The following is a 15,733-nucleotide window of genomic DNA, read 5'->3' on the forward strand; positions in this document are numbered from 1 at the left end:
GACACGAAAAAGCATCCGCATGAGCCGCGCCCCGAAACTGACGCTGAACCTGCAATTTCCGGCTTCGAAAGCCTTTCCTGAGCACAAGGCGATCCTGCCGCGCGCGACTGTCGCCGGCTGGATCAAGGCCGCGCTCTTCGCGGATGCCGAACTGACGGTGCGCCTCGTCGACGCCGAAGAAGGCCGCACGCTGAACCGCACGTATCGCGGCAAGGACTACGCGACCAACGTGCTCACCTTCGCGTATGCCGAATCGGAAAACGATCCGGTAACCGGCGATCTGATCCTGTGCTGTCCGGTGGTCGAGAAGGAAGCCGCTGAACAGGGCAAGTCACTGGAAGAGCACTATGCGCACCTTTTAGTCCACGGTACGCTGCATGCGCAGGGCTACGATCACGAGGTCGAAGAGGAAGCGCAGGAAATGGAAGGCATCGAGACGGACATCCTCCTTAAACTCGGCTTCTCCGATCCTTACTGACACCGCCGGAATCACCGTGAGCGCCCGTTACCCCACTCCCGCCGAAACCAGCCATTCACCGTGCCCGGACTATCCGCCGGCGCTCGGCGAATCGCGGCTGCTGACGGACGAGGAGCGGACCGAATCGCTGGAATGCGCGCTGCGCTCATGGGACCGGAAGAGCGACCTTTGGCTCTTCGGTTACGGCTCGCTAATCTGGAATCCCGGTCTGCCGACGGTCGAGGCCATGCGCTCGAAAGTGCACGGGTATCACCGGGGGCTGTATCTGTGGTCGCGCGTGAATCGCGGCACGCCGGAACAGCCGGGGCTTGTCCTCGCGCTCGATCGCGGTGGTTCGTGCACCGGCATCGCTTTCCGGCTCGCTGCTGATGGCGCGATGCCGCATCTCGAAGCGCTCTGGCGACGCGAAATGGCGATGGGCTCATACCGGCCGACGTGGCTGCCGTGCGTACTCGCAGACGGCCGCCGCGTCGACGCGCTCGCCTTCGTGATGCGGCGCGACGTACCAAGCTACACCGGCAAGCTGCGCGACGATACGATCAGGACCGTCTTCGGCTGCGCCAGCGGCCGCTATGGCACGACGCTCGATTACGTCAGCCGCACGGTCGCGGCGCTGCGCGAAAGCGGGATGCCCGATCGCGCGCTCGAAGCACTGCTCACCCGCTGCCGGTGACTTTTCGGCCCGAACCCAGCTGGATTCTTGTTGGGTCAACCCAAAACCACGTCCATTTTTGACGAGACGTCCCGCCACCGGGTTTCTGCGTTAGGATTAAACCTCACCTCGCACTTTTCGCGATGCTGTCCCCAGGCACCCGGAACCGCGGGATTCGCTATCCGGCCAGGTGCGGCCGGACACGGAGCCGCCATGTGCGTGGTGTATCCTTAACGCTCTGCCACAACGCGCCCAGTCTTGCCGGGCGCACCACCATGAACGACACGTATCCCAGTCGACGCCATACCGACAAACCGCCAGAAAAGCGCTCACTGCTTGAGCGACTGACCGACTTCATCTCGCCCGAGCCCGACTCCCGCGGCGAACTCCTCGAAATCCTGCAGGACGCGCACGAACGCAATCTGATCGACGCCGATTCGCTGTCGATGATCGAAGGCGTGTTCCAGGTGTCCGAACTCTGCGCGCGCGACATCATGATCCCGCGTGCACAGATGGACGCGGTCAACATCGCGGAAACACCTGAAGAATTCATGCCGTACGTGCTGGAAAAGGCGCACTCGCGCTACCCGGTGTACGACGGCAATCGCGACAACGTCATCGGCGTGCTGCTCGCGAAAGACCTGCTGCGCTACTACGCCGAAGAAGAATTCGACGTGCGCGGCATGCTGCGCCCGGCCGTGTTCATCCCGGAATCGAAGCGCCTGAACGTGCTGCTGCATGACTTCCGCGTGAATCGCAATCACATCGCGATCGTCGTCGACGAATACGGCGGTGTGGCGGGCCTGATTACGATCGAAGACGTGCTGGAACAGATCGTCGGCGATATTGAAGACGAATACGATTTCGACGAGGAAAGCGGCAACATCATCGCCTCGCCGGATGGACGTTTCCGCGTGCGTGCGCTGACCGAGATCGCGCAGTTCAACGAAGCGTTCAATACGCACTATTCCGACGAGGAAGTCGACACGATCGGCGGGCTGGTGACGCATCACTTCGGGCGCGTGCCGCATCGCGGCGAAAAAGTCCGCATCGACGACCTGATCTTCGAGATCCTGCGTGGCGACGCGCGGCAGATTCACATGCTGCTCGTGCGCCGTGACCCGATGGCCGGCCAGCGCGAGCGCGACGCCCAGCACGTCCAGACCTGATCTTCCCAGGCGCGTCCCTGATCTTTCTCTCACCTTTCCCGCCGACCGCGTAACGATGGCCGACCCGATCTCTTCCCGTCTGCGCCGTGGCGTGACGTCCACCGCCGCAGAAGCGGGCCGGCGCGCGCTGCCGCGCTGGCACTACCTCATCGCGCTGGTTGCTGGCGCGGCGAACACCCTCTCCTTCGCCCCGACGCCGCATGGCGGCTGGCTCGAACTCGCGCTCTTCGCGTTCTTCTACGCGTGGCTCACGCGCACGACCGGCTGGAAAAGCGCGGCGCTGACTGCCGGCGCGTTCGGCTTCGGCAATTTCGTCACCGGCGTGTGGTGGCTGTACGTCAGCATGCACTTCTACGGCGGCATGCCGGCGCCGCTGGCGGCCACGGCGCTCGTGCTGTTTTCGCTGTATCTCGCGCTATATCCGGCTCTTGCCGCCGGCGTCTGGTCGTTCTGCGCCGGCCACGCGCGTAACGGCAGGCTCGGCGACAAACCTTTCTCGCCCACCTGGCACGGCGCGTTCGCGTTCGCCAGCGCATGGGCGATCGGCGAATGGCTGCGCGGGACGGTTTTCACCGGCTTTCCATGGCTTGCGAGCGGCTATGCGCAGGTCGACGGACCGCTTGCCGGGTTTGCGCCGGTCGCGGGCGTGTACGGCGTCGGCTGGATGCTGGCGCTCTTCGCCGCGCTGATCGTGCAGGCGGCGACGCGCGCTCGCGAACCGGTTGCGTCAGTTGACACCAATCGCCCGCGCAACAGGCGCATCGGGCGCGTGCTCACGCCTGCTATCGTCGCTATCGCGCTGCTCGCGGCCGGCATGCTGCTGCCGCTGGTGCAATGGACGGTGCCGTCCGGCGCGGCGCTTTCCGTGCGTCTGCTGCAAGGCAACGTCAAGCAGGAAATGAAGTTCGAGGAATCGGGCGTGATGGCCGCGATCAACGAATTCCAGCAGATGATCACCGCGAAGCCCGCGGATCTGATCGTCACGCCGGAAACCGCGATTCCAGTGCTCGCACAGCAGGTTCCGCAACCGTTCGCGAGCGCCGTGCGCCAGTTCGCCGACACGACGAATTCGTCGATCGTATTCGGCGCGGTCGGCGGCACGGTGACGCCGGAAGGTCAGGTCGTCGACTATACGAACAGTCTCTTCGGCATCACGCCGGGTTCGCACGACGTGTATCGCTACGACAAGCATCATCTCGTGCCGTTTGGCGAATTCGTGCCGTGGGGTTTTCGCTGGTTCGTGAACCTGATGAGCATTCCGCTCGGCGATTTCGCGCGTGGCGATCCGGTGCAGAAGCCGTTCCTGGTTCACAACCAGGCGATCGCGCTCGACATCTGCTACGAAGACATCTTTGGCGAAGAGATCGCACGGACGGTGCGAGAAAGCGACACGCCCGCCGGCGTGCTCGTCAACTCGACGAATCTCGCGTGGTTCGGCGACACGATCGCACTGGACCAGCATCTGCAGATCGCCCGCATGCGCTCGCTGGAAACCGGCCGCCCGATGCTGCGCGCGACGAATACCGGCACCACGGCTGCAATCGACGCACGGGGCAAGGTGATCGCGCGGTTGCCTGTCTATACGGCCGGTTCGCTCGAAGCGACCGTGCAGGGCACGGCGGGTGAAACGCCGTACGTGACGAGCGGGAACAACACGGTGCTGGCGGTTTCGCTGTTGTTGCTCGCGTTTGGGTTTGCGTTTGGGCCGGGGCGGGAGAACGGCAAAAGCCGCATACGCCGCGACCAGAACGGCGATCAAAACGACGAACACAACGCCTGACCACTGCCGAAAGTCTCAACGCACCGTCAATCCGGTAAAATTCAACGTTTTAGCACTTGGGCCGCGCGAGCGGCCGGCTGCTGTGCGAGGCAAGTCCTCGCGTCCAGCAATCGGGCCGCGGGCCGCGTCCTGCCTGAAAGGCACTTCATGCTCACGTTTCAGCAAATCATCCTGACGCTGCAGTCCTACTGGGACAAGCAGGGTTGCGCGCTGCTCCAGCCGATCGACATGGAAGTCGGCGCGGGCACGTCCCACGTTCACACGTTCCTGCGCGCGATCGGCCCTGAGCCGTGGCGCGCGGCATACGTCCAGCCGTCGCGTCGTCCGAAAGATGGCCGTTATGGCGAGAACCCGAACCGTCTGCAGCACTACTACCAGTACCAGGTCGTGCTGAAGCCGGCACCGGAAAACATCCTCGACCTGTACCTCGGCTCGCTCGAAGCACTCGGCTTCGACCTGAAGCAGAACGATGTGCGCTTCGTCGAGGACGACTGGGAAAATCCGACGCTCGGCGCGTGGGGTCTCGGCTGGGAAGTCTGGCTGAACGGCATGGAAGTTACGCAGTTCACGTACTTCCAGCAGGTCGGCGGTCTCGACTGCAAGCCGGTGCTCGGCGAAATCACCTACGGGCTCGAACGTCTCGCGATGTATCTGCAGAAGGTCGAGAACGTGTACGACCTCGTCTGGACCGAGTGGGAAGAGCAAGGCCCGAACGGTGCGGAAATGCGTCGCCTCACGTATGGCGACGTGTATCACCAGAACGAAGTCGAACAGTCGACGTACAACTTCGAGCACGCCAACGTCGATCTGCTGTTCACGTTCTTCAACAGCTACGAGGCGGAAGCGAAGCGCATGATCGACGCGCAGATCGCCCTGCCCGCGTACGAACTCGTGCTGAAGGCCGGCCATACGTTCAACCTGCTCGACGCGCGTGGCGCGATTTCCGTGACGGAACGTGCGGCGTATATCGGCCGCATCCGCGCGCTGTCGCGTCTCGTTGCGCAGGCTTACTACGATTCGCGCGAAAAGCTCGGTTTCCCGATGCTCGGCAATCCGGTGCACCGCGTGCCCGGCCTGACCACCGACGCACAGGACGCCGCGATGCCCGCCTGGGCGCCGCCGCTCAAAGTCGAACGCAAGATCGACGCCGACTGACGAGACCAAGAACACATGACTCATCCCCAACACACCCTGCTCGTCGAACTGCTGACCGAGGAATTGCCGCCGAAAGCGCTCGCGCGTCTCGGCGATGCATTCGCTGAAGGCATTGCGCAACGCCTCGCGGCGCGCGACCTGGTCGACGGTGAACCTTCGTTCGAACGTTACGCGACGCCGCGCCGTCTCGCGATCGTCATCCAGAACGTGCGCGACGTCGCGCCCGAAAAGCATGTGCGTGAAAAAGTGCTGCCGGTGTCGGTCGCGCTCGATAAGGACGGCCAGCCCACCGCACCGCTCGCCAAGAAACTCGCCGCGCTCGGCTTCCCCGATTTCTCGGTGAACGATCTCGAACGCGCACCGGACGGCAAGGCCGAAGCATTCTTCCTGCGCTATGCAGCGCCTGGCGCCACGCTCACCGAAGGTCTGCAGGCCGCGCTCGACGAAACGCTCGCCAGGCTGCCGATCCCAAAGGTCATGACGTATCAGCGTCCCGACGGCACCAACGTGGAGTTCGTGCGTCCGGCGCATCGTCTGACCGCCCTGCATGGCGACAAGGTCGTGCCGGTCAGCGCACTCGGCGTCGACGCCGACGAGACGACGCTCGGCCATCGTTTCCTGTCGGAAGGTTTCGTGCAGATCCAGCACGCCGACACGTACGCTGAAACGCTGATGCACAAGGGCCGCGTGATTCCGAATTTCGCGGACCGCAAGGAAACGATCCGCACGCATCTGCTCGCGCAGGCGAACGGCGATCAGGTCGTGATGCCGGAAGCGCTGCTGGATGAAGTGACGTCGCTGGTCGAATGGCCGGTGGTGTACGCGTGCAATTTCGAGGACGAATTCCTGCAGGTACCGCAGGAATGTCTGATCCTCACGATGCAGACGAACCAGAAATACTTCGCACTCACCGATGCCGCGGGCAAGTTGCGTTCGCGCTTCCTGATCGTGTCGAACATCGAGACGAAGACACCCGGCGACATCATCGAAGGCAATGAGCGCGTCGTGCGTCCGCGTCTTGCCGATGCGAAGTTCTTCTTCACGCAGGACAAGAAGAAGCCGCTCGCCGACCGTGTACCGCTGCTCGCGAACGTCGTATATCACAACAAGCTGGGCTCGGCGCTGCAACGCGTCGAACGTGTCGAAGCGCTGGCTGGCGCAATCGCCGTGCTGCTGAACGCTGACGTCGCGCTCGCCAGGCGCGCCGCGCGTCTTGCGAAGGCGGATCTGATCACCGACATGGTCGGCGAATTCCCCGAGCTGCAGGGCACGATGGGCACGTACTACGCGCGCCACGATGGCGAGCCGGAAGAAGTCGCGCTCGCGTGCTCGGAACACTATCAACCGCGTTTCTCGGGCGACGCATTGCCCTCGACGACAACCGGCACGATCGTCGCGCTCGCGGACAAGCTCGAAACGCTCGTCGGCATCTGGGGCATCGGCCTGCAGCCGACCGGCGAGAAAGATCCGTTCGCGCTGCGCCGTCACGCGCTGGGCGCGCTGCGGATTCTGGTCGAGAAGCAGTTGCCGGTCGACCTCGTCGAACTGCTGCGCGCGGCTTATGCGCAGTTCGCGTCGGTACCTGATGTCGCCGATTCGACCGATGCGATCTACGAATTCAGCATGGACCGGCTGAAGGGTCTGCTGCGCGAACGCAGCTACGCGCCGGGCGAAATCGACGCGGTGCTCGCGCTGAACCCGACGCGTCTCGATGACATCATTGCGCGCCTCGATGCAGTCCGCGAATTCGCGACGCTCTCTGAAGCGGCGTCGCTCGCGGCGGCGAACAAGCGGATCTCGAACATCCTGAAGAAGTCCGAAGGCGCGACAACGCGTGGCGTGCAGGCTGCGCTCTTCGTCGAACCGGCGGAAAAGGCGTTGTTTGCGCAACTCGAACAGGTCGCACCGCGCGTGCAGACGCAACTGGCCGAACGCAACTACACGGGCGCATTGACCGCGCTCGCGGCGCTGCGTGAACCTGTCGATGCCTTCTTCGACGACGTGATGGTCAACGCCGAAGATCCGGCGTTGCGCGCGAACCGTCTGGCCTTGCTCGGCGCACTGCATCAGCAGATGAACTGCGTCGCCGACATTTCGCGGCTCGCCGCCTGAGCGCCGCACCATGCCGACCAGCGCGAAAAAAATCGTGGTGCTCGACCGTGATGGCGTGATCAACGTCGATTCGGATGCGTTCATCAAATCGCCAGACGAATGGGTCGCGCTGCCAGGCGCGCTCGAAGCGATCGCGCGCCTGAACCAGGCGGGCTATCGCGTGGCGATTGCGACGAACCAGTCCGGCATCGGACGCGGTCTCTTCGACATGAACGCGCTGAACGCGATGCATCTGAAGATGCACAAGATGGCTGCGAACGTCGGCGCTCGCATCGATGCTGTATTTTTCTGCCCGCACACGGCGGAAGATCAATGCGAATGCCGCAAGCCGAAGCCGGGCATGCTGAAGATGATCATCGAGCGCTTCGAGGTCGATCCGGAAGAAACACCGGTGGTCGGCGATTCGCTGCGCGATCTGCAGGCGGGTGCCACGCTCGGTTTTATCCCGCATCTGGTGCTGACCGGCAAAGGCCAGAAAACGCTCGCCGCCGGCGGCCTGCCCGAAGGCACGGTTGTGCATGCGGACCTGCGCGCGTTCGCGCTCGACTTCCTCTCCGAAGAACACGAGTGATGCGACCCGCGCGCATCATTCTCACTGATTGACACGCCGATGCGCTTTATTCGTTCACTGCTGCTGCTGGTCTATTTCGTCGTTTTTACGGTGCCGTACGCCACGGCATGCTTTATCGCGTTTCCGTTCATGCACGCCGACACCCGTTACTGGATGGCGGCCGGCTGGTGTCGCGCGACGCTGCATGCCGTGCGATGGCTGAACGGCATCCGCTACCGCATCGAAGGCTTCGAGAATCTGCCTGACGGTCCCGCGGTGCTGCTGCCGAAACATCAATCGGCGTGGGAGACGCTCGCGTTTCCAGCGCTGATGCCGCGCCCGCTCTGCTACGTGTTCAAGCGTGAACTGCTCTACGTGCCGTTCTTCGGCTGGGCGCTCGGCTTGCTGAAGATGGTCCACATCGATCGCAAGGAAGGCAAGTACGCGTTCGACTCCGTGATCAAACAAGGCAAGGCGCGCATGGCCGAAGGCGCATGGGTGATCATGTTCCCCGAAGGCACGCGCACGCCGACGGGCAAGAAAGGCAAGTACAAGACGGGTGGCGCGCGCTTCGCGATTGCGTCCGGCGCGCCGGTCGTGCCGATCGCACACAACGCAGGACGTGTGTGGCCGCGCAACTCGTTCATCAAATATCCGGGTATAGTCACGGTGTCGATCGGCAAGCCGATTGAGACGACGGGGCTCACGCCCGACGAAGTGAACACGCGCGTCGAAACGTGGATCGAAGCGGAAATGCGTCGCATCGATCCTGCTGCGTATAGCGCTGCGGAAAGCACGCCCACCGCTGCCCGAATCTGACGCGCCCCACGCCACCACGTGGCGTATAGCGCGAAGCCGAAGCCGATGCAGAAGTCTCCCACGCCGCAGCCCGCTGCGGCGCTCGATAGCCGGCAACTCGATCTGCCGCTCTTCGCCGAGCCGGCTGTCCCGATGCCGTCCTCTCCCGCGTCACCCCCAACCTCGCCTCCATCACAGAAGCCGGGCGCCCTGTACGCGCCCGATGGCACGAAGTTGCGCAGCCTGACGCTCGGCGCGCAGACGTTGCACTATCTGTTGAAGCGGTCAGCGCGTCGTTCGATCGGTTTCGCGATCGACAGCACGGGGCTCACGATCACCGCGCCGCGCTGGGTGACGCTCGCCGATATCGAAACGGCCATCACGGAAAAGCAGCGCTGGATATTCACGAAGCTCAATGAATGGCAGAACCGCGTCGAGCAGCGCGCGCTGCCGCGCGTCGACTGGAAAGATGGCGCGCAGGTGCCCTATCTCGGCAAGCCCGTCAGCGTGACGCTGGCGGCGTCGCGTGGCACGCTCGCGTTCGATGCACGACACGCTGCACTGCTCCTGCCATTGCCACAGCACGCCGATCCGCAGCAGATCAAGGATCGCGTGCAGGGCTGGCTGCAGAACGAGGCGAAGCGCATCTTCGGCGAGCGGCTCGCGATCTATGCGGAGAAGCTGGGTGTGAGTTATCGCGCGTACGCATTGTCGTCGGCGGCGACGCGCTGGGGCAGTTGCTCCAGCGACGGACGCATCCGTCTCAACTGGCGGCTCATTCACTTCCCGCTGTCGATCATCGATTACGTCGTCGCGCATGAACTCGCGCATCTGCGTGAGATGAATCACAGTCCGCGATTCTGGGAAACGGTCGAATCGATTTTCCCGGAGTTTCGTGAAGCGCGGCAGACGCTCAAGCATCATCCGCCCGAATTGTTGCCCACGCTTTGATGCGCCGGGCAACGCGCTTACGAATCTATCGATAAGCAAAAAAGCAGAAGGCCCGCTCACCGAGCGGGCCTTCTGCTTTGTCTTGCATGCGCAGACGCGCGTTACGATTTCTTCTGGATGAATTCGATCTTGTAGCCATCCGGGTCCGTGACGAACGCGATCACCGTCGTACCGTGTTTCATCGGACCGGCTTCGCGAACGACCGTGCCGCCCTGTGCCTTGATCTTTTCGCAGGCGGCGTAAGCGTCGTCGACTTCGACAGCCAGATGGCCGAACGCCGTGCCGAGGTCATACGATTCCGTATCCCAGTTGTGCGTGAGTTCGAGCACGGTGCCGTCGCGCTCGTCTTCGTAGCCGACGAACGCAAGCGTGAATTTTCCTTCCGGATAGTCATTGCGGCGCAGCACTTTCATGCCGAGCAGTTCGGTATAAAAAGCGATCGAACGGTCGAGGTTGCCGACCCGGAGCATGGTGTGTAGCAGGCGCATCGTGGACTCCCAGTTGCATTGATGTCGAGGACGTAAATGTACCAAGGAACCCGCGACGCCGCTGAACGCCGGCTCGTTTCCCCGCTCAGCCGGCGCCGTCGCGCAGCACCCGCCGCAGGATCTTGCCGACCGCACTCTTCGGCAGTTCCGTGCGGAATTCGATCAGCTTCGGTCGCTTGTAACCAGTGAGCTGCGTCGCGCAGAACGCGAAGATATCCGCCTGTGAGAGCGCCGGGTCTTTCTTCACGATGAAAAGCTTTACGACTTCACCGGAATGCGCGTCCGGCACACCAAGCGCGACCACTTCGAAAACGCCCGGATGTTTCGCCACCACATCTTCGATCTCGTTCGGATACACGTTGAAACCCGACACAATGATCATGTCCTTCTTGCGATCGACGAGCTTCACGAAGCCGCGCTCGTTCATCACGCCGATGTCGCCCGAACGGAAGAAACCGTCGGGCGTCATCACGCTCGCCGTTTCCTCCGGACGGTTCCAGTAGCCGGCCATCACCTGCGGACCGCGGATGCAGATTTCGCCGGGCTGACCTTGCTGCACTTCGTTACCTTCGTCGTCGCGGATCGAGATTTCCGTCGACGGTAACGGCACGCCAATCGAGCCGCTGAATTGCGTCGCACCGGGCGGATTGCTGCTCACGGACGGCGACGTCTCCGACAAACCGTAGCCTTCGACGATCGGCACACCGGTCACCGCTTGCCAGCGTGCGGCGACGGCGTGCTGAACGGCCATGCCACCACCCGTCGCCTGAACGAGCTTCGAGAAGTCGAGTGATGCGAAATCCGAATCGTTGACGAGTGCGTTGAAGAGCGTATTCACTGCGGGAAACGCGTTGATCGTGTAATCGCGCAGCGTGCGGACCATCGCGGGAATATCGCGCGGATTCGGGATCAGGATGCCGAGGCCACCGGTGCGCATCGACAGCAACCCGCAGACGGTCAGCCCGAAGACGTGATACAGCGGCAGCGCGACGACCGTGACGTATTGCGCGATATCGTCGCGGCCACGGCAGGCAGCTTCACGCCACGCTTCCGATTGCAGCACGTTCGCGATCAGATTGCGATGCAGCAGCGTCGCGCCTTTCGACACGCCGGTTGTTCCGCCCGTGTATTGCAACACGGCGACATCGTCCGGTGAAATCGCGACGCGCGTGAAGGGGGCGTCCGCGCCTTGCTGAAGCGCCCGCTCGAATGACACATGCGAAGGTGGAAGCGTACCGGCGTTACCGGCAACCGAGGCGACAACCACATAACGCACCTGCGTATTGCGCTCGACTGCATGCAGCGTCGGCAGGAAAGCGTCGAGCAGCACGAGCGCTTCCGCGCCGCTGTCGTTCAACTGATGTTCCAGTTCACGCGACGTGTACAACGGATTCACATTCACGACGACATAGCCCGCACGCAGGATCGCGGCCAGCGTCACCGGATAGTGCAGCAGGTTCGGCAGCATCACCGCGATGCGCGCGCCACGTTCGAGCCCTTGCGACTGGAACCACGCGGCGAGCGCGCGCGACCGGTTGTCCAGGTCCGCGTAAGTCAATTCCCGGCCCATGCACACGAACGCGCGCCGTGTCGCGAAGGTGAGAAAGCTCGCTTCGAGCAGATCAGCAAGCGAACCGTGCGGCGTGGTATCGATCTCCGCGGGCACGCCGGGCGGGTACGACTTCAGCCAGATTTTTTCCATGTCTCCTCCATTTTTGGGGCGCGTCGCGCGCGGCCTGGCGCGTGGCGAGCGCCGGCATACGTCGTGACAACCAAAACCGGAATTTCTATTCCGTTTTCTACTTAAAAAAAATCAGCCAGCTGCCGGCAGATCCAGGCAACGGCGAAACTGCTTTTGAAGGTAAGGCGCAAGCCGGCGGCTGGTCAGCGACAGCGGCCCCGGATCGTTCAGCACGCTGTTCACCAGCATGCCGAGCATCAGCTGCAAGGCGGCGAGCACTTCGAATTCGAGCGCGGCGCGGTCAACTTTCTGTGCCTTCTGCTCATTCGCGAGTACGAGCGCATCGACCAGCTTCGGCACGATCAGCGCCTGAACTTCCTGATTGCCGTGCCTGATCGCATCCCACGTCGACTTGCGCTGCGAAGCGCGCAGCAACGACGCGTGATACAGCCCGCGATTGCGGCGAAACGCGCGCACGTACACCAGAACCATGGCATCGGCGATGGCGCCGGCATCGTTCGACTCCCATGCCGCTTCGGACACCATGACCTCGCGCACCTTGCCGAGCCCTCCGGCGATCACGCCGTCCTGCACGACGTCGAAGAACGTGTCCTTGTTGTCGAAGCGCCGGTAAAACGCACCAATCGACGTGCCCGCACGCTCGACGATATCGGTGATCGACAGGTCGTCCAGACTGCCGCACTCCTCGATCAGTTCGCGGCCGGCCTGCAGCATCTTCGCGAAGCCGAGCTGACTGCGGGTCTGAAGCGGAGCGCTGGTTGTCTGGAGCGGTTCGCGGGGGCGTCGTTGAGCGGTGGACATGCGTGTAAAGGTGGACTTACGGTGTTTCGTGGGGTCCGCGGCACAATGCCGACGAACATCAAAACCGGAATCCGGATTCCGGATCCGTCCGCGATCGGATGGACTTTGTCAACGGCGCGCGGGGCAAGCTCAGGGAAAGTATGGGGTCTGGGGATCGGCTTGCAGGCTCAACGCCGGCTGGCTCAGGTGGACGCGCTCTGCGGCACGCGCGAAGCTACCTTCCTCGGCCAGCGCAACGAGATGCGTGAGGCGGCGGGAACTGATCCCATGCATATTCTGCAACGTCCTTATAAAGAGATTGCACTTGATTTATTTCGTTATACCACCTCAAATGGGCGAAAACACGGCGACCCTGACCCGGATACCGGCCAGCGGCGCTACACAGGAGACAGGTTTTGCCCACTTCATATTCCGCATTGTGCATGGCTGAGCCAACGCGCATAACCCCTCGCCAACCGCACGACGACGCCCTCTGCCACTCACCGCGACTCTCAGCGCACAATGCACGCCGTGTCCTGTTGCATCCGGCATCGCAGCGCAAATCGCAAGGAGTTGCCCATGAGTGAAGCGCAAGGTTCGGGGTTTGGCGTCGCGGACGCGGCGCCCGTCACGACGACGGGAAACCGTCGCTGGGTGATCGTCGCGTCGCTGTTTCTCTTCATGCTGATCAACTTCGCCGACAAGGCCGTGCTCGGTCTCGTCGCGGTGCCGATGATGCGTGACATGCAGTTGACGCACGCGCAGGTCGGACTGGTGGGCAGCGCGTTTTTCCTGCTGTTTTCGCTGTCGGGAATCGGCGTTGGCCTGATCGCCGATCGCATCGACGTCAAATGGCTGCTCGCCGGGCTCGCGCTGACGTGGGCCGTCGCGCAGTTGCCGCTCGCGTGGCCAGCAAGCTTCGCGACGCTGATCGCGTGTCGCGTGCTGCTCGGCGCCGGTGAAGGTCCCGCTGCGGCGCTCGCGCTGCACGTCGCCTACACATGGTTCGACGATCACGAGCGCAGCCTGCCGACGACGTTCGTCCAGCAAGGCGCAACTGCGGGCGTCGTCATTGCCGGTCCGCTGCTCACCTGGGTCACCGTGCGCTGTGACTGGCACGCGGCGTTTCTCGCGCTCGGCGTCGTCGGCGTGCTGTGGACGCTGCTCTGGCTGTGTGTCGGCAAGACGGGCAATGCCGGCAAAGGTAACGGCAATGCGAGCGGCATGCCGCACAACCGCGTGCCTGCATTGCGGATCGCAACCGGTTCGCAGACGCGCGTCAGCTACCGACGGCTGCTCGCCGATCGCACCGTGATCGGCGTGCTGCTGCAATGCTTCGTCGGATATGCAGTGATCGCAATCGGGCTCACCTGGGTGCCGGCGTATTTCCGCGTCGGGCTCGGCTTCAGCGCCACGCAGACGGGCAACCTGTTCGGTTTGCAGGTCGCGACGCAGATTCCCGTCGGGATCGCGCTCGCCGTGTTTTCACATCGTCTTCTGAAGCGCGGCGTGCCGTCGCGCCGCGCGCGGGGCACGCTGATCAGCGTGGCGTGTGTCGTCAGCGGCATCGCTTACTGCATGCTGCACTCGGACGCGCCTGCTCTCGTGAAAGTCGGTCTGCTGGCGGTCGCGTTCGCACTGGCGAGTCAGGTCTTCACGTTTGGACCGCTGCTCATCGCGGAAATCGCGCCGGGCGCGCAACGCGGCGCGCTGCTGGCGATCACGAATGCGATCGTGACGACGGCAGGCCTGATCGGGCCAGTTGCGATGGGCAAGCTGCTTGGCGTTGCCAGCGATCATCATGGCTATGAAACCGGCTTCGCGATCACCGGTGCACTGCTGGTTTTGACCGGTGTCGCGGGTTTCGCGCTGCTCGACCCGCAGCGCTCGCGCGGGAAACTGCAGGCGACCCAATAGCCTCAGAACAAATGCCGCAAGCCAGCCATGATGCCAAGCTGCGTACTCTTCTGCGCGAGCCCGATCCCATTCACGCCCTGCAACTGCGCGCCGATCAGATCGCCGTGATACTGCGCGTAGTCGCCCTCCAGGTAGACGTCGGTGCGTTTGGACAGCGCGTAGTCGGCGACCAGCTGGTATTGCCACGCCGAACCATCCTGCGCCGCCGTCTTGCCGTCCTGTAGCGTGCGCCAGACGTTGGCGGCCAGGTGCCACGTGGCGCCAAGCTGCTGCGTGATCCCGCCCATGATCATGCGACGCCTCGAAAAATCCGTGTACTTGAGCGCGGCGAGCACGGGCGCCGTGAACGGCCCGTTCGCGAAGTTCGAAAATCCGGCGTCATTCTGGTTGACGATATAACCTGCGGCGAAACGCGTCTTGTCCCACGTGTACGAACCGCCGACGGTCCACGCCAGCGAACCCGACCCGTTGACCGAATCTTTCGACTCCTCATAGGCGCCGCCGATGTTGACCGGACCGCCCTTCGGCGCCCACGCCATCGCTGCGCCGTACTGGCTGCCATACGACGTGTGACCCGCGACGCCGCCGAACGCGTAAGCCGCCGAGAACATGACATCGTGAAAATGCGCCTGGTACTGGACCTGATTGCTGGTCCAGATCCCACCGGAAAGCGTCACTTCCGGCTGGAAACTGAAGTCGTACGGAATCCACGGATTACTGCCGTAACCGCCAATCGTGATGCCTTCGATCATCACGTTGAACTGCCGCCCAATGACGACCTGTCCATATGACGTCGACCGGATGCCGACATTCGCCTCATTGAAGAACGGCAACGTCGGATCGTTCTGGCCGCTGTTCAGGTAGAAGCGGTTTTCGAGCTTGAAGAACGTGGACCAGCCGCCGCCCAGATCTTCTACGCCCTTCAGCCCCCAGCGGCTTTCGCTCATGCCACCGTTGCCCATCACGACTTTCGAATCGCCGGCCTTGTCGACGTTCGTCAAATAGCGGATGCTGCCGTCGACGATTCCATACAGTGTGACGCTGGATTGCGCGTGCGCCATCTGGCACGCGAGCGCCGCTGGAATCAATGCAAAACGCCACTTGCTCAACTTCGTCATACGGTCTCCCTGACAGCGCAGGATTGCGAACCTTGCATGACGGTCACTCCCGCAAGCGGGAGGTCCGTGGAACGTCGGACGAA

14 protein-coding genes and 1 pseudogene are annotated in these 15,733 nt (G+C 63.0%); 10 read left to right on the forward strand and 5 right to left on the reverse strand.

Annotated elements, in window-relative coordinates; genetic code table 11:
* The first annotated feature begins 19 nt into the window (after positions 1-19).
* From ybeY to P3T16_RS14710, 9 genes are all read left to right on the forward strand, one after another.
* Positions 20-478 carry an rRNA maturation RNase YbeY gene (gene ybeY, locus P3T16_RS14670; RefSeq protein ID WP_429342818.1) on the forward strand — a complete coding sequence of 153 codons (459 nt, stop codon included), beginning with the start codon at positions 20-22 and terminating at the stop codon, positions 476-478.
* Positions 479-494: 16 nt separating this feature from the next.
* On the forward strand, positions 495-1,151 hold the full coding sequence (locus P3T16_RS14675) for a gamma-glutamylcyclotransferase (protein ID WP_429342819.1): 657 nt from the start codon (positions 495-497) through the stop codon (positions 1,149-1,151).
* A gap of 254 nt (positions 1,152-1,405) precedes the next feature.
* The gene (locus P3T16_RS14680; protein ID WP_429254741.1) at positions 1,406-2,299 is read left to right on the forward strand and encodes an HlyC/CorC family transporter; all 894 of its coding nucleotides are present in this window, start codon (positions 1,406-1,408) and stop codon (positions 2,297-2,299) included.
* Positions 2,300-2,354: 55 nt separating this feature from the next.
* Positions 2,355-4,079, forward strand: coding sequence for an apolipoprotein N-acyltransferase (lnt, locus tag P3T16_RS14685; protein ID WP_429342820.1), 1,725 nt, complete (start codon positions 2,355-2,357; stop codon positions 4,077-4,079).
* A 147-nt stretch (positions 4,080-4,226) separates the two neighbouring features.
* Positions 4,227-5,234, forward strand: a complete 1,008-nt coding sequence (gene glyQ, locus P3T16_RS14690; RefSeq protein ID WP_429342821.1) for a glycine--tRNA ligase subunit alpha — start codon at positions 4,227-4,229, stop codon at positions 5,232-5,234.
* Between the two features lie 15 nt (positions 5,235-5,249).
* Complete coding sequence (gene glyS, locus P3T16_RS14695) at positions 5,250-7,346, forward strand: glycine--tRNA ligase subunit beta (protein WP_429342822.1); 2,097 nt, start codon at positions 5,250-5,252, stop codon at positions 7,344-7,346.
* Between the two features lie 10 nt (positions 7,347-7,356).
* Positions 7,357-7,917: a D-glycero-beta-D-manno-heptose 1,7-bisphosphate 7-phosphatase gene (gmhB, locus tag P3T16_RS14700; protein ID WP_429342823.1), complete on the forward strand. Its 561-nt coding sequence runs from the start codon at positions 7,357-7,359 to the stop codon at positions 7,915-7,917.
* 39 nt (positions 7,918-7,956) lie between these two features.
* Entirely contained in the window at positions 7,957-8,715 is a 759-nt protein-coding gene (locus tag P3T16_RS14705) for a lysophospholipid acyltransferase family protein (protein ID WP_429254746.1), read from the forward strand.
* A 45-nt stretch (positions 8,716-8,760) separates the two neighbouring features.
* The gene (locus tag P3T16_RS14710) at positions 8,761-9,645 is read left to right on the forward strand and encodes a M48 family metallopeptidase (protein WP_429254747.1); all 885 of its coding nucleotides are present in this window, start codon (positions 8,761-8,763) and stop codon (positions 9,643-9,645) included.
* Between the two features lie 101 nt (positions 9,646-9,746).
* On the opposite strand, the gene gloA is transcribed toward P3T16_RS14710, so the two are convergent.
* The 4 genes and pseudogenes from gloA to P3T16_RS14730 form a co-directional block, all read right to left on the reverse strand.
* Positions 9,747-10,133: a lactoylglutathione lyase gene (gene gloA / locus P3T16_RS14715; RefSeq protein WP_429342824.1), complete on the reverse strand. Its 387-nt coding sequence runs from the start codon at positions 10,131-10,133 to the stop codon at positions 9,747-9,749.
* An 85-nt stretch (positions 10,134-10,218) separates the two neighbouring features.
* Positions 10,219-11,835: an AMP-binding protein gene (locus P3T16_RS14720; RefSeq protein ID WP_429342825.1), complete on the reverse strand. Its 1,617-nt coding sequence runs from the start codon at positions 11,833-11,835 to the stop codon at positions 10,219-10,221.
* Positions 11,836-11,946: 111 nt separating this feature from the next.
* Entirely contained in the window at positions 11,947-12,636 is a 690-nt protein-coding gene (locus P3T16_RS14725; RefSeq protein ID WP_429342826.1) for a TetR/AcrR family transcriptional regulator, read from the reverse strand.
* A 159-nt stretch (positions 12,637-12,795) separates the two neighbouring features.
* Positions 12,796-12,909: pseudogene (locus P3T16_RS14730) on the reverse strand (helix-turn-helix domain-containing protein); the annotation flags it as partial.
* 285 nt (positions 12,910-13,194) lie between these two features.
* Here P3T16_RS14730 and P3T16_RS14735 point away from each other — a divergent pair.
* A complete protein-coding gene (locus P3T16_RS14735; RefSeq protein WP_429342827.1) occupies positions 13,195-14,532 on the forward strand; it encodes an MFS transporter in 1,338 nt (445 codons plus the stop codon).
* A 2-nt stretch (positions 14,533-14,534) separates the two neighbouring features.
* Here P3T16_RS14735 and P3T16_RS14740 read toward each other — a convergent pair whose 3' ends face one another.
* Positions 14,535-15,650, reverse strand: a complete 1,116-nt coding sequence (locus P3T16_RS14740) for a porin (RefSeq protein ID WP_429342828.1) — start codon at positions 15,648-15,650, stop codon at positions 14,535-14,537.
* Positions 15,651-15,733 lie beyond the last annotated feature (83 nt).

Source organism: Paraburkholderia sp. GAS42 (genome assembly GCF_050436565.1).
Lineage (GTDB): Bacteria > Pseudomonadota > Gammaproteobacteria > Burkholderiales > Burkholderiaceae > Paraburkholderia.

Coding starts and splice junctions, on each gene's coding strand:
- P3T16_RS14735 (WP_429342827.1), top strand. CDS start 13,195: ATGAGTGAAGCGCAAGGTTCGGGGTTTGGCGTCGCGGACGCGGCGCCC.
- glyS (WP_429342822.1), top strand. CDS start 5,250: ATGACTCATCCCCAACACACCCTGCTCGTCGAACTGCTGACCGAGGAA.
- ybeY (WP_429342818.1), top strand. CDS start 20: ATGAGCCGCGCCCCGAAACTGACGCTGAACCTGCAATTTCCGGCTTCG.
- P3T16_RS14740 (WP_429342828.1), bottom strand. CDS start 15,650: ATGACGAAGTTGAGCAAGTGGCGTTTTGCATTGATTCCAGCGGCGCTC.
- P3T16_RS14720 (WP_429342825.1), bottom strand. CDS start 11,835: ATGGAAAAAATCTGGCTGAAGTCGTACCCGCCCGGCGTGCCCGCGGAG.
- glyQ (WP_429342821.1), top strand. CDS start 4,227: ATGCTCACGTTTCAGCAAATCATCCTGACGCTGCAGTCCTACTGGGAC.
- P3T16_RS14725 (WP_429342826.1), bottom strand. CDS start 12,636: ATGTCCACCGCTCAACGACGCCCCCGCGAACCGCTCCAGACAACCAGC.
- P3T16_RS14710 (WP_429254747.1), top strand. CDS start 8,761: ATGCAGAAGTCTCCCACGCCGCAGCCCGCTGCGGCGCTCGATAGCCGG.
- gmhB (WP_429342823.1), top strand. CDS start 7,357: ATGCCGACCAGCGCGAAAAAAATCGTGGTGCTCGACCGTGATGGCGTG.
- P3T16_RS14705 (WP_429254746.1), top strand. CDS start 7,957: ATGCGCTTTATTCGTTCACTGCTGCTGCTGGTCTATTTCGTCGTTTTT.
- lnt (WP_429342820.1), top strand. CDS start 2,355: ATGGCCGACCCGATCTCTTCCCGTCTGCGCCGTGGCGTGACGTCCACC.
- P3T16_RS14680 (WP_429254741.1), top strand. CDS start 1,406: ATGAACGACACGTATCCCAGTCGACGCCATACCGACAAACCGCCAGAA.
- gloA (WP_429342824.1), bottom strand. CDS start 10,133: ATGCGCCTGCTACACACCATGCTCCGGGTCGGCAACCTCGACCGTTCG.